The organism is Pseudomonas chlororaphis subsp. aurantiaca (genome assembly GCF_013466605.1).
Lineage (GTDB): Bacteria > Pseudomonadota > Gammaproteobacteria > Pseudomonadales > Pseudomonadaceae > Aquipseudomonas > Aquipseudomonas chlororaphis_I.
Map to the genome: position 1 here is coordinate 1,773,218 of NZ_CP059162.1, position 12,296 is coordinate 1,785,513.

Genomic DNA, 12,296 nt, shown 5'->3' on the forward strand with positions numbered 1-12,296 from the left:
ATGTCGTCCAGCAGTGATGAGTCCCACAGCGACCTGATTCGCGCCCGGGACGTCGGTGGTTTCGACGTCTGGGCGCTGCCCAGTTTCGACCCCCATGTACCCGAGCCCGAGCCGGAACCGGTTGAAGAACCGCCAGCGGAGATCGAGGAAGTGCCGCTGGAAGAAGTCCAGCCACTGACCCTCGAAGAGCTCGAGAGCATTCGCCAGGAAGCCTATAACGAAGGCTTCGCCACGGGCGAAAAGGAAGGCTTCCACAGCACCACGCTGAAGGTCCGCCAGGAAGCCGAAGTGGCCCTGAGCGCCAAGCTGGCGGCGCTGGAAACGCTGATGGGCAATCTGTTCGAGCCGATCGCCGAGCAGGACACACAGATTGAAAAAGCCCTGGTCAACCTGGTGCGGCACATGACGCGCCAGGTGATCCAGCGCGAGCTGGCCATCGATTCCAGCCAGATCGAGCATGTCATGCGCGAAGCCCTCAAGCTGCTGCCGCTGGGCGTGGGTAATGTGCGCCTGTACGTCAATCCGCAGGACTTCGCTCAGGTCAAGAGCCTGCGCGAGCGCCATGAGGAAAGCTGGCGTATCGTCGAGGACGAAGCCCTGTTGCCGGGCGGTTGCCGGGTCGAGACCGAGCACAGCCGTATCGACGCGACCATGGAAACCCGGATCGCCAAGATCATGGACAAGCTGTCCGACCAGCTTCACGAACAGGCTTTGCATCCCGCCGAACCGGACCTGAGCGTCGAGCTGGGGGCCGCCACGGGCAAGCCCGCCGCGGATGTCGACCCTGTCGACCTCGCGCAGGACCCCGCCGATGCGCCTTGACCGCACCAGCTTCGGCAAGCGCCTGAGCAGCTACGCCGACGCCACCGAACTGCCGAACCAGCCCATTCTCGAAGGCCGCCTGCTGCGCATGGTCGGCCTGACCCTGGAGGCCGAAGGCCTGCGGGCGGCCATGGGCACGCGCTGCATGGTGATCAACGACGACAGCTATCACCCGGTGCAGGTCGAGGCCGAGGTGATGGGCTTCTCCGGCAGCAAGGTATTCCTGATGCCGGTCGGCAGCGTCGCGGGCATCGCCCCTGGCGCCCGGGTCGTGCCGCTGGCCGATACCGGCCGCCTGCCGATGGGCATGAGCATGCTCGGCCGGGTCCTCGACGGCGCCGGCCGTGCGTTGGACGGCAAGGGCGGGATGAAGGCCGAGGACTGGGTGCCGATGGACGGTCCGACCATCAACCCGCTCAAGCGCGACCCCATCAGTCGGCCGCTGGACGTGGGCATTCGCTGCATCAACGGATTATTGACGGTAGGCCGTGGCCAGCGCCTCGGCCTGTTCGCCGGTACCGGCGTGGGCAAGAGTGTGCTGCTGGGCATGATGACCCGCTTTACCGAGGCCGACATCATCGTGGTCGGGCTGATCGGTGAACGGGGCCGTGAAGTCAAGGAATTCATCGAGCACATCCTCGGTGAAGAGGGGCTCAAGCGCTCCGTGGTGGTGGCGTCGCCAGCGGATGATGCGCCGCTGATGCGCCTGCGTGCGGCCATGTACTGCACACGCATCGCCGAATATTTTCGCGACAAGGGCAAGAACGTTCTGTTGCTGATGGATTCCCTGACCCGTTTCGCCCAGGCCCAGCGGGAAATCGCCCTGGCCATCGGCGAGCCGCCCGCGACCAAGGGTTATCCGCCGTCGGTCTTCGCCAGGCTGCCGAAGCTGGTGGAGCGCGCGGGCAATGCCGAGGCCGGTGGTGGCTCGATCACCGCGTTCTACACCGTGTTGTCCGAGGGCGACGACCAGCAGGACCCGATCGCCGACTCGGCCCGTGGCGTGCTCGACGGGCACATCGTGCTGTCGCGGCGCCTGGCGGAAGAGGGGCATTACCCGGCCATCGATATCGAGGCGTCCATCAGCCGGGTCATGCCGGCGGTGGTGACCCCGGAGCACATGACCCGCGCCCAGTATTTCAAGCAGCTGTGGTCGCGTTACCAGCAGGCGCGCGACCTGATCAGCGTCGGCGCCTATGTACCGGGCGGCGATCGCGAAACCGACACCGCCATCTCGCTGCAGCCGTCGATGGTCACCTACCTGCGCCAGGGGCTCAACGACAGCATCAGCCTGGGTGAAAGCGAAGCCCATCTGGAGATGGTTTTCGCTCCGGCGCCGGGCGGTTAATCCATCATGGCCAACAGCCGTGCCGCGCGTCTGGCGCCCGTGGTCGAAATGGCCGAAAGCGCCGAGCGCACCGCCGCACAGCGCCTGGGGCATTTCCAGGGCCAGGTGCGCCTGGCGGAAAGCAAGCTGGGGGACCTGGAGCGCTTTCGTGCCGAATACCAGCAGCAGTGGATCGAGCGGGGCAGCGGCGGGGTTTCCGGCCAATGGCTGATGAACTACCAGCACTTCCTCAATCAGCTGGAAACCGCCGTGGGGCAGCAGCGACAAAGCCTGGCCTGGCACCAGAACAACCTCAACCGCGCGCGGGAAACCTGGCAGCAGGCCTATGCCCGGGTCGAGGGCTTGCGCAAGCTGGTGCAGCGCTACATCGATGAAGCCCGCCAACTGGAAGACAAGCGTGAGCAAAAGCTGCTCGACGAGCTGTCCCAACGCCTGCCGCGCCAGGATCCGTACTGAGCGCCATTCCGTTCGTCGCCGCCAGGTGCTCGTCAGCGACGCTTCGGCGGTTCGGGTTGCCCATGCTTGTACGGGGTGCTAAACCTTGTACAGATTGCCAATCACAAGGAAGCGGTATCATGTCAGTCGTTACTGAAGTATCACCGGACGGGCAAAAACTGACGATTTCGATCAAGGGACGTTTCGATTTTGGCCGACATCAAGAGTTTCGCGAGTCCTACGAGCGCCTCAACAAAAAGCCCGAATCCATAGTGGTGGACCTGAAAGATGCCACCTACCTCGACAGTTCCGCCTTGGGCATGCTGCTGTTGCTGCGTGATCACGCGGGTGGCGACGACTCCGACGTGCGAGTGATCAACAGCAACTCGGACGTGCGCAAGATTCTCGCCATTTCCAATTTCGACAAGCTGTTTGACATCAGTTGATCGACATGCAGTCGATCGAGGCACCTCTGTGCGTGCTGATCGCCGAAGACGGCACGAGCGACCGCATGTTGCTGTCGAGCATCGTCCGGCGCCAGGGGCACGAGGTGCTGACGGCGAGTAATGGCGCCGAGGCGGTGGAACTGTTCGTCCAGGAGCGCCCGCACCTGGTGCTGATGGACGCGATGATGCCGGTGATGGACGGTTTCGAGGCCGCCCGGCAGATCAAGCGCCTGGCTGGCGAAGCGCTGGTGCCGATCATTTTCCTGACGTCGCTCACCCAGAGCGAGGCGCTGGCGCGCTGCCTGGAAGCCGGTGGCGACGATTTTCTGGCAAAACCCTACAGCCCGGTGATCCTGGCGGCCAAGATCAAGGCCATGGATCGCTTGCGGCGCCTGCAGGAAACCGTGCTGCAGCAGCGTGACCAGATCACCCAGCACCATGACTACCTGCTCAACGAGCAGCGGGTGGCCAAGGCGGTGTTCGACAAGGTGGCGCATTCCGGATGCCTGAGCGCGCCGAATATCCGCTACCTGCAGTCGCCGTACGCGCTGTTCAATGGCGACTTGCTGCTGGCTGCCTTTACCCCGACGGGCGACATGCATGTGCTGTTGGGGGATTTCACTGGCCACGGCTTGCCGGCGGCCGTGGGCGCGATGCCCCTGGCCGAGGTGTTTTACGGCATGACGGCCAAGGGTTACGGGCTGCCCGAAACCCTGCGCGAGATGAATGCCAAGCTCAAGCGCATCCTGCCGGTGGGCATGTTCTGTTGTGCGACGCTGCTGTGCCTGAGTTTCCAGCGGCGGGCGGTGGAGGTGTGGAACGGCGGCATGCCGGATGGCTACCTGCATCGCCTGGCAAGCGGGGAGCGGGTGCCACTGGTGGCGCACCATCTGCCGCTGGGGGTGCTGGGCGCCGAGGCATTCGACGACCGCACCGAAGTCTTTCCCATGGCCCTGGGCGACCGGGTGTTTCTGTTGTCCGATGGGGTGATCGACACCTGCGACGCCAACGAGCAGTTGTTCGGTGTCGAGCGCCTGCAGCAGGTATTTGCCGCCAACCGCGAGCCGGACCTGCTGTTCGAGGAGATTCAGCGGGCCCTGGGCGAGTTTGGTGGCGATGCGCGGGACGATGTGAGCATGGTCGAGGTCAGCCTGCTCGAGGCTCGGCAGCTGACGCCGCCGGCATTGGTGTATTCCGACAGCGGTCAGTCCTGCCCGCTGGACTGGTCGGTGAGTTTCGAGTATCGCGCCGCTACTCTCAAGCGCTTCAACCCTTTGCCCTACCTGCTGCAACTGCTGCTGGAAGTGCATGGCCTGCGGGCGCAGAGCGGGGCGCTCTACAGTGTGCTGGCCGAGTTGTATTCCAATGCCCTGGAGCATGGCGTATTGCGCCTGGACTCCAGTCTCAAGCGCGATGCCCAGGGCTTTTCCCGCTATTACCGGGAGCGCGCGGTACGCCTCGAAGCGTTGCAGGAGGGTTTTGTACGGGTGCACCTGCAGGTGGAGCCCCAGGGTGCCGGCGGTCGTTTGCTGATCCGGGTCGAGGACAGTGGCAGTGGTTTCGATGTCGGGCGGGTGATGGCGCGGCCCGTCGATGGCGACCGCCTGTCCGGGCGCGGCGTCAGCCTGATCCGTCAGCTCAGCCAGCGTGCCAGCTGGTCTGACGATGGTCGTAGTGCCTGCGTGGAGTTTTCCTGGGAGCCTCTGGCATAATTCGCCGATTCTTGATCAAGGAGTGAGCAAGTGGCTGATATTCATCTGGATCACGAGGTGCTGAACGCATTGCAGGAAGTCATGGAGGATGAGTATCCGTTGTTGCTCGACACCTTCCTCTGCGACTCCGAAGAGCGTTTGCGCCAGTTGCACAAGGTCGACGACCCCCGTCAACTTGTCGCCACTGCCCACAGCTTCAAGGGCAGCAGCAGCAATATGGGGGCGATTCGCCTGGCCGAGCTCTGTCATCAGTTGGAGCAGCGTGCCCAGGACTCGTCGTTGCGCGGTATCGAGCAGCTGGTGGGCGAGATCGATGGCGAATTCGCCATTGTCCGGCAGCTGTGCAAGCAGGAACGCCAGCGTTTTCACTGCTGAAAAACCGCCGCAATCCAGGCTTTTTCCCGCGAGCCAGCAAAGCTGGCTCGACCTTTGCAGTCAAGTCTCCCAACTGTACCTACGATCCCAGTGCAGCGGAGACCGTTTTCATGCCCCTTACCCCGAACATGCTGCTTCAGGCCGCCTCCCAGGCCAAGACTCAAGCGGCTTCCGCCACCCCCCAGGCCAGTGCCGCCGAGCCCGGGGATAAAGGCGCAAGCTTTGCCCGGGTGTTCGCCAAGGAAGCGCTCGGCAAGCCGGTAGCGGCTGCCGACGGCCCCATCAAGCCGGCTCGCGACAAGGGTGTCGAAACCGCTGCCAAGGTGGATCCGGGCAAGGGCAAGGCTGCCGCCCCCGAGCCGGCGGTTGCCGATAGCGGCAAAACCTTGCCTGCCGACAAGGCCGCCGCCAGTGACGACAAGGTTGCCGATGACCAGGCCGCGAGCAGCGATCAGTCGCTGGTCGGCGGCACGCCGGTCGACCCGACCCTCGATCCGGCGCTGATGCAGGCGACCCAGCCGGTGCCATTGCCGGTGCCCGAGCCGGAAGTGGCGGCAACGCCTGTTCCGGCACCGCCGCCAGTGCAGCCGCAAACGCAGCCGGTTACGCCGCTGGTGGCCAGCACCGTGGCACCGGCGCCGGTCGATCCGGAATTCGACCCTGAGGCCGACCCGCTGGACGCGCTGCCGGTAGTACGCCTGGCGATGGAGCAGAGCGGTCATGTCTCGGCTTCCAGCCAGGCGCAGAACAAGGCGGCACCGACCGTGGTGGCCGATGACGGACCGACTTCGGCCCAGACCTTTGCCAGCGGCATGGCCAACATGCTGGACCTGCAGGTGGGCAAGGACAGCACTGAACAAGGTGGCGAAAAGGCCTTCAGCGGTCTGCTCGATGACGGTCTCAAGGACCTCAAGAGCGCTGCCAGCGACACCCGCGTCGATGATTTTGCCAACCGCCTGGCGGCCCTGACCCAGGCGGCCACGCCCAAGACCGCCAACGCCGTCCCGGTGAACCAGCCGCTGGCCATGCATCAGAGCGGCTGGACCGAGGAAGTGGTCAACCGGGTCATGTACCTGTCCAGCGTCAATCTCAAGTCGGCCGAGATCCAGTTGCAGCCAGCCGAGCTGGGGCGCCTGGATATTCGCGTGAACATGGTGCCGGACCAGCAGACCCAGGTGACCTTCATGAGTGCCCATGTCGGCGTGCGCGAGGCCCTCGAAGGGCAGATGCATCGCCTGCGCGACATGTTCCACCAGCAAGGCATGGGGCAGGTGGACGTCAACGTCTCCGACCAGTCGCGCAACTGGCAGGGTGGCCAGGAGCAGGCCCAGCAGGGGCAGCATCGCAGCAACGGCACCAGTGCCAGTGGCGGGCGCCTGGATGGTGTGGATGAAGAGTTGCCGCCGAGCGCCGCTGAAGTCGCCGCCAGCACCAGCACGGTCATTGGCACCAGCGCCGTTGACTATTACGCCTGACCCGCTTCAGGCGTCATTGAACAGAAGATCGCCCGTCGCGTGGTACCGCGGCTGGCGATCTTTTGCTTTGCGCTGCCCTATCCTTTCGGTTCAGACAAATCTGGCATAACACTTGCTCTTGCCTTGCCGTGCGACTGTGAAAACCCGATTAGTGACGGATTATTGGCATGGCGAAGAGCGAAGCAGCAGAGAAAACCCCCGCCGGGAAAGGCAAACTCAAGCTTATCCTCTTGATTGTTCTGGCCTTGTTGCTGGCGATCGGTTTGTCCGTCGGGGCTACCTGGTACTTCATGCACAGCAGTGCCCAGAGCAAGCCTGCCGAGACGGCCGAGGCGACCAGCAGCGTCAAGCCGGCGGCCATCTATGAGCCCATGGCGCCGGCCTTCGTGGCCAACTACACGCAGAACGGCCGCCAGCGCTACATGCAGGTGAGCATCACCCTGCTGGCGCGCAACCAGGCCGATCTGGACGCGCTGAAAGTGCATATGCCGGTGATCCGCAACAACCTGGTCATGCTGTTCTCCGGCCAGAGCTTCGACACCCTGGCGACTCCGGTCGGTCAGGAAATGCTGCGCCAGAAGGCCACTGCCAGCGTGCAGGAAGTGGCCCAGAAAGAGGTCGGCAAAGTGGTGGTCGAGCAGTTGCTCTTTACTAACTTCGTACTGCAGTAGGAACACGACATGGCCGTGCAGGACCTGCTGTCCCAGGATGAGATCGACGCGCTGCTGCATGGCGTCGATGACGGTCTGGTACAGACCGAACACGCCGCCGAGCCCGGCAGCGTCAAAAGCTACGACCTGACCAGCCAGGATCGCATCGTCCGCGGGCGCATGCCGACCCTGGAGATGATCAACGAGCGTTTCGCCCGCTACACCCGTATCAGCATGTTCAACATGCTGCGCCGTTCGGCGGACGTGGCGGTGGGCGGCGTGCAGGTGATGAAGTTCGGTGAATACGTGCACTCGCTGTACGTGCCGACCAGCCTCAACCTGGTGAAGATCAAGCCGCTGCGCGGTACCGCGCTGTTCATCCTCGACGCCAAGCTGGTGTTCAAGCTGGTGGACAACTTCTTCGGCGGCGACGGTCGTCACGCCAAGATCGAAGGCCGTGAATTCACCCCGACCGAATTGCGCGTGGTGCGCATGGTGCTGGAGCAGGCCTTCGTCGACCTGAAGGAAGCCTGGCAGGCGATCATGGAAGTCAACTTCGAGTACATCAACTCCGAAGTGAACCCGGCCATGGCCAACATCGTCGGCCCGAGCGAAGCGATCGTGGTCTCGACCTTCCACATCGAGCTCGATGGTGGCGGCGGCGACCTGCACGTGACCATGCCGTACTCGATGATCGAGCCGGTGCGGGAAATGCTCGACGCCGGCTTCCAGTCGGACCTGGACGACCAGGACGAGCGCTGGAGCAAGGCCCTGCGCGAAGACGTGCTGGACGTGGATGTGCCCTTGAGCGCCACGGTGGCCCGCCGGCAGTTGCGCCTGCGCGACATCCTGCACATGCAGCCAGGGGATGTGATCCCGGTGGAGTTGCCTGAAGACATGATCATGCGCGCCAACGGCGTACCGGCGTTCAAGGTCAAGCTCGGTTCGCACAAGGGCAACCTGGCCCTGCAAGTGATCGAGCCGATCGAGCGCCGTTGAGCGGCGTTGTTATGAATTCGCTTTGTTAATGATTTTTTGCCCGCCGAGGACAACATGGCTGACGAACACGAAATGACTTCCGCAGAAGACCAGGCCCTGGCTGATGAGTGGGCGGCCGCCCTGCAGGAAACCGGCGATGCCGGGCAAGACGATATCGATGCCTTGCTGGCGGCCGATGCGGCCAGCGCGCCGGCGTCCAATCGCCTGCCAATGGAAGAGTTCGGCAGTGTGCCGAAGAGCAACGAGCCGGTGACCCTCGACGGGCCGAACCTGGACGTGATCCTGGATATCCCGGTATCGATCTCCATGGAGGTCGGCAGCACCGACATCAACATCCGCAACCTGCTGCAGCTCAACCAGGGTTCGGTGATCGAGCTCGATCGCCTGGCCGGCGAACCGCTGGACGTGCTGGTCAACGGCACGCTGATCGCCCATGGCGAAGTGGTGGTGGTCAACGAGAAGTTCGGCATCCGCCTGACCGACGTGATCAGCCCGAGCGAACGCATCAAGAAGCTGCGCTAAGTGAGAAAGGCACTCGCGCTGTTCCTGGCCTGGCCGCTCTGGGCGCTGGCCGCCGAGCCGGCGGCCAGCACCGCCGCGCCAGTGGTTGGCAGTAGCGGCGTGGCCGGGCAACTGACCCAGTTGGTGCTGGGCCTGTTGCTGGTGGTGGGGCTGATCTTCTTCCTCGCCTGGCTGTTGCGCCGGGTGCAGCAGGCCGGACCGGCCGGCAAGGGGCAGGTCATCGAGCTGATCGGTTCGCGAGCGCTTGGCCCGCGGGACCGGCTGGTGCTGGTGCAGGTCGGCAACGAACAGATTCTGCTCGGCCTGACGCCGGGCACCATCACTGCGTTGCATGTGCTCAAGGAGCCGGTGCAGGTGCCGAGCACCGAGCAGGCGACTCCGGAGTTTGCCCAGCGCCTGATGGAGCTGCTGGGCAAGGATCAGAAGGATAAGAAGTAATGCCGTTGCGCCTCCTCTTGACGTTGGCCTTGATGCTGGCGGCGCCGCTGGCGCTGGCGGCCGACCCGTTGTCGATCCCGGCGATCACCCTCGGCACCAATGCCGACGGCCAGCAGGAATACTCGGTCAGCCTGCAGATCCTGCTGATCATGACCGCGCTGAGCTTCATTCCGGCGTTCGTCATGCTGATGACCAGCTTCACCCGGATCATCATCGTGTTCTCGATCCTGCGTCAGGCCCTGGGCTTGCAGCAGACACCGTCGAACCAGATCCTCACCGGCATGGCGCTGTTCCTGACGATGTTCATCATGGCTCCGGTGTTCGACCGGGTGAACCAGGATGCCCTGCAGCCGTACCTGGCGGAGAAGCTCAGCGCCCAGGACGCGGTGGCCAAGGCCCAGGTGCCGATCAAGGACTTCATGCTGGCCCAGACCCGCAGCAGCGACCTGGAGCTGTTCATGCGCCTGTCCAAGCGTACCGACATCGCGACGCCGGACCAGGCGCCGCTGACCATCCTGGTGCCGGCCTTCGTCACTTCGGAGTTGAAGACCGCGTTCCAGATCGGCTTCATGATCTTCATTCCGTTCCTGATCATCGACCTGGTGGTCGCCAGTGTGCTGATGGCCATGGGCATGATGATGCTGTCGCCGCTGATCATTTCCCTGCCGTTCAAGATCATGCTGTTCGTGCTGGTGGATGGCTGGGCCCTGATCATCGGTACCCTGGCGGGCAGTTTCGGTGGTGTTTAGAACCTTGTTGGCGGGTGACGCTCAATGACGCCTGAAGTCGCAGTAGACCTGTTTCGCGAAGCGCTCTGGCTGACCACCATGATGGTCGCCATCCTGGTGATTCCCAGCCTGCTGGTGGGCCTGCTGGTGGCGATGTTCCAGGCCGCCACCCAGATCAACGAACAGACCCTGAGCTTCCTGCCGCGCCTGCTGGTGATGCTGGTGACGCTGATCGTCGCCGGTCCCTGGCTGGTGCAAACCTTCATGGAATACATCCTGCAGCTGTACGGCAGTATTCCGCAGTTGATCGGCTAAGCCATGTCTCTGCTGGCGCTTACCGATACGCAGATCAGCACCTGGGTCGCGAGCTTCATGCTGCCGCTGTTCCGTATCGGCGCCGTGTTGATGACCATGCCGGTCTTCGGTACGACCCTGGTACCGACCCGTATCCGCCTGTATTTCACCCTGGCCATCACGGTCGTGGTGGTGCCGGGCCTGCCGCCCATGCCGGCGGTCAATGCGCTGGATCTCAGCGGGCTGCTGCTGATTGCCGAGCAGATCATCATCGGCGCCTTGTTCGGCTTTTCCTTGCAGCTGTTCTTCCAGGCTTTCGTGATCGCCGGGCAGATCATTTCGACGCAGATGGGCATGGGCTTCGCGTCCATGGTCGACCCCACCAACGGCGTTTCGGCGGCGGTGATCGGGCAGTTCCTGACCATGCTGGTGACCTTGCTGTTCCTCGGCATGAACGGTCACCTGGTGGTCTTCGAGGTGCTGACCGAAAGCTTCACCACCTTGCCGGTGGGCAGCGCGCTGCTGGTCAACCATTTCTGGGAAATCGCCGGCAAGCTCGGCTGGGTGCTGGGCGCCGCGCTGTTGCTGGTATTGCCGGCGATCACCGCGCTGCTGGTGGTGAACATTGCCTTTGGCGTGATGACCCGCGCGGCGCCGCAGCTGAACATCTTCTCCATCGGTTTTCCGCTGACCCTGGTGCTGGGCCTGGTGATTTTCTGGGTCAGCCTGGGCGACATTCTCAACCAGTACCAACCGCTGGCCGTCGAGGCCCTGCAGTTGCTGCGCAACCTGGCACAGGCGCGTTGAGCCATGGCTGAGAGCGAGAGCGGTCAGGACAAGACAGAAGACCCCACGGAGAAACGTAAAAAGGATTCCCGGGAAAAGGGCGAGATTGCCCGCTCCAAAGAGCTCAACACCCTGGCGATCACCATGATCGGGGCCGCCGGCCTGCTGATCTACGGCGCGGGGGTGGCGCAAGACCTGCTGGAAATCATGCGCCTGAATTTCTCCCTGCCGCGCGAGGTGTTGCTCAGCCCGGGCGCCATGGGCCTGTACCTGCTGCACTCGGGCAAGATCGCGATTATCGCCGCGATGCCGATCCTGCTGCCCCTGGTGCTGGCGGCGCTTATCGGTCCTATCTCCCTGGGTGGCTGGCTGTTTTCAACCAAGAGCCTGGCGCCCAAGTTCAGTCGCATGAACCCGCTCAGTGGCATGAAGCGCATGGTGTCGCCGACCTCGTTGATCGAGCTGCTCAAGGCCTTCGCCAAGTTCGTGGTGATCCTGATCGTGGCCTTGTCGGTGCTGTCCTCGGATATCGACGATCTGCTGCGGATCGCCCACGAGCCGCTGGAGCAGGCGATTATCCACAGCGTGCAAGTGGTGGCCTGGAGTACCTTGTGGATGGCCTGCGGGCTGATCCTGATCGCCGCGGTGGACGTGCCGGTACAGCTGTACCAGAGCTACAAGAAGCTGCTGATGACCAAGCAGGAAGTGCGTGACGAGCACAAGGACCAGGAAGGGCGCCCGGAGGTCAAGCAGCGGATTCGCCAGGTCCAGCGCGAGATGTCGCAGCGGCGGATGATGGCGGCGATTCCCGAGGCGGACGTGGTCATTACCAACCCGACCCACTACGCCGTCGCGCTCAAGTACGACGCCGAGAAGGGCGGGGCGCCGGTGTTGCTGGCCAAGGGCAGCGATTTCCTGGCGCTGAAGATCCGCGAGATCGCCGTGGCCAACGAAGTGCTGTTGCTGGAGTCGCCGGCGCTGGCGCGTTCGATCTACTACTCCACCGAGCTGGAACAGGAAATCCCCGCCGGGCTCTATCTGGCGGTGGCCCAGGTGCTGGCGTATGTCTATCAGATTCGCCAGCACCGGGCCGGCAAGGGCAAGCGTCCCGATCCGCTCAAGGACCTGCCGATTCCGCCGGATTTGCGTCGCGATTCCTGATCCGCGCCCGGGTGTCGACGGCTCTGGAATCGCCCTTTTAAGCCGATGATGGCGCAAAGCCATAAATCAGTTTGTGTTCCAGGCCAAAGTTGGAAGGCTTCTTGC

15 protein-coding genes are annotated in these 12,296 nt (G+C 63.5%); all 15 read left to right on the forward strand.

Annotated elements, in window-relative coordinates:
• The 15 genes from fliH to flhB all read left to right on the forward strand — a co-directional run bounded on the left by fliH (window position 1) and on the right by flhB (window position 12,191).
• Window positions 1-822, forward strand: coding sequence for a flagellar assembly protein FliH (gene fliH, locus H0I86_RS08050; RefSeq protein WP_180924635.1), 822 nt, complete (start codon window positions 1-3; stop codon window positions 820-822).
• Entirely contained in the window at window positions 812-2,170 is a 1,359-nt protein-coding gene (gene fliI, locus H0I86_RS08055; RefSeq protein ID WP_180924636.1) for a flagellar protein export ATPase FliI, read from the forward strand. The genes fliH and fliI overlap by 11 nt, the downstream gene beginning before the upstream one ends.
• Before the next feature lie 6 nt (window positions 2,171-2,176).
• Entirely contained in the window at window positions 2,177-2,626 is a 450-nt protein-coding gene (gene fliJ / locus H0I86_RS08060; RefSeq protein WP_009047704.1) for a flagellar export protein FliJ, read from the forward strand.
• A gap of 119 nt (window positions 2,627-2,745) precedes the next feature.
• The gene (locus tag H0I86_RS08065; RefSeq protein ID WP_009047705.1) at window positions 2,746-3,051 is read left to right on the forward strand and encodes an STAS domain-containing protein; all 306 of its coding nucleotides are present in this window, start codon (window positions 2,746-2,748) and stop codon (window positions 3,049-3,051) included.
• Window positions 3,052-3,056: 5 nt separating this feature from the next.
• Window positions 3,057-4,763 (forward strand): ATP-binding SpoIIE family protein phosphatase, encoded by a 1,707-nt coding sequence (locus tag H0I86_RS08070; protein WP_180924637.1) that lies wholly within the window; start codon window positions 3,057-3,059, stop codon window positions 4,761-4,763.
• A gap of 30 nt (window positions 4,764-4,793) precedes the next feature.
• Entirely contained in the window at window positions 4,794-5,138 is a 345-nt protein-coding gene (locus H0I86_RS08075) for an Hpt domain-containing protein (RefSeq protein WP_180924638.1), read from the forward strand.
• A gap of 110 nt (window positions 5,139-5,248) precedes the next feature.
• Window positions 5,249-6,613 carry a flagellar hook-length control protein FliK gene (locus tag H0I86_RS08080; protein ID WP_180924639.1) on the forward strand — a complete coding sequence of 455 codons (1,365 nt, stop codon included), beginning with the start codon at window positions 5,249-5,251 and terminating at the stop codon, window positions 6,611-6,613.
• 167 nt (window positions 6,614-6,780) lie between these two features.
• Complete coding sequence (gene fliL, locus H0I86_RS08085) at window positions 6,781-7,284, forward strand: flagellar basal body-associated protein FliL (RefSeq protein ID WP_053277964.1); 504 nt, start codon at window positions 6,781-6,783, stop codon at window positions 7,282-7,284.
• A gap of 9 nt (window positions 7,285-7,293) precedes the next feature.
• Window positions 7,294-8,262: a flagellar motor switch protein FliM gene (gene fliM, locus H0I86_RS08090; protein ID WP_009042741.1), complete on the forward strand. Its 969-nt coding sequence runs from the start codon at window positions 7,294-7,296 to the stop codon at window positions 8,260-8,262.
• 54 nt (window positions 8,263-8,316) lie between these two features.
• Window positions 8,317-8,784 (forward strand): flagellar motor switch protein FliN, encoded by a 468-nt coding sequence (fliN, locus tag H0I86_RS08095; RefSeq protein ID WP_124334229.1) that lies wholly within the window; start codon window positions 8,317-8,319, stop codon window positions 8,782-8,784.
• Window positions 8,785-9,222 (forward strand): flagellar biosynthetic protein FliO, encoded by a 438-nt coding sequence (fliO, locus tag H0I86_RS08100; protein ID WP_180924640.1) that lies wholly within the window; start codon window positions 8,785-8,787, stop codon window positions 9,220-9,222.
• Complete coding sequence (fliP, locus tag H0I86_RS08105; protein WP_009042744.1) at window positions 9,222-9,971, forward strand: flagellar type III secretion system pore protein FliP; 750 nt, start codon at window positions 9,222-9,224, stop codon at window positions 9,969-9,971. The genes fliO and fliP overlap by 1 nt, the downstream gene beginning before the upstream one ends.
• 24 nt (window positions 9,972-9,995) lie before the next feature.
• Window positions 9,996-10,265, forward strand: a complete 270-nt coding sequence (gene fliQ / locus H0I86_RS08110) for a flagellar biosynthesis protein FliQ (protein ID WP_003184009.1) — start codon at window positions 9,996-9,998, stop codon at window positions 10,263-10,265.
• 3 nt (window positions 10,266-10,268) lie between these two features.
• On the forward strand, window positions 10,269-11,051 hold the full coding sequence (fliR, locus tag H0I86_RS08115) for a flagellar biosynthetic protein FliR (RefSeq protein WP_009042745.1): 783 nt from the start codon (window positions 10,269-10,271) through the stop codon (window positions 11,049-11,051).
• 3 nt (window positions 11,052-11,054) lie between these two features.
• The gene (flhB, locus tag H0I86_RS08120) at window positions 11,055-12,191 is read left to right on the forward strand and encodes a flagellar biosynthesis protein FlhB (RefSeq protein ID WP_009042746.1); all 1,137 of its coding nucleotides are present in this window, start codon (window positions 11,055-11,057) and stop codon (window positions 12,189-12,191) included.
• The last annotated feature ends 105 nt before the right edge of the window (window positions 12,192-12,296 follow it).

Excerpts from the sequence above, each read along its gene's own strand:
- fliH (WP_180924635.1), top strand. The coding sequence starts at position 1 with ATGTCGTCCAGCAGTGATGAGTCCCACAGCGACCTGATTCGCGCCCGG.
- fliI (WP_180924636.1), top strand. The coding sequence starts at position 812 with ATGCGCCTTGACCGCACCAGCTTCGGCAAGCGCCTGAGCAGCTACGCC.
- fliJ (WP_009047704.1), top strand. The coding sequence starts at position 2,177 with ATGGCCAACAGCCGTGCCGCGCGTCTGGCGCCCGTGGTCGAAATGGCC.
- H0I86_RS08065 (WP_009047705.1), top strand. The coding sequence starts at position 2,746 with ATGTCAGTCGTTACTGAAGTATCACCGGACGGGCAAAAACTGACGATT.
- H0I86_RS08070 (WP_180924637.1), top strand. The coding sequence starts at position 3,057 with ATGCAGTCGATCGAGGCACCTCTGTGCGTGCTGATCGCCGAAGACGGC.
- H0I86_RS08080 (WP_180924639.1), top strand. The coding sequence starts at position 5,249 with ATGCCCCTTACCCCGAACATGCTGCTTCAGGCCGCCTCCCAGGCCAAG.
- fliL (WP_053277964.1), top strand. The coding sequence starts at position 6,781 with ATGGCGAAGAGCGAAGCAGCAGAGAAAACCCCCGCCGGGAAAGGCAAA.
- fliM (WP_009042741.1), top strand. The coding sequence starts at position 7,294 with ATGGCCGTGCAGGACCTGCTGTCCCAGGATGAGATCGACGCGCTGCTG.
- fliN (WP_124334229.1), top strand. The coding sequence starts at position 8,317 with ATGGCTGACGAACACGAAATGACTTCCGCAGAAGACCAGGCCCTGGCT.
- fliP (WP_009042744.1), top strand. The coding sequence starts at position 9,222 with ATGCCGTTGCGCCTCCTCTTGACGTTGGCCTTGATGCTGGCGGCGCCG.
- fliQ (WP_003184009.1), top strand. The coding sequence starts at position 9,996 with ATGACGCCTGAAGTCGCAGTAGACCTGTTTCGCGAAGCGCTCTGGCTG.
- fliR (WP_009042745.1), top strand. The coding sequence starts at position 10,269 with ATGTCTCTGCTGGCGCTTACCGATACGCAGATCAGCACCTGGGTCGCG.
- flhB (WP_009042746.1), top strand. The coding sequence starts at position 11,055 with ATGGCTGAGAGCGAGAGCGGTCAGGACAAGACAGAAGACCCCACGGAG.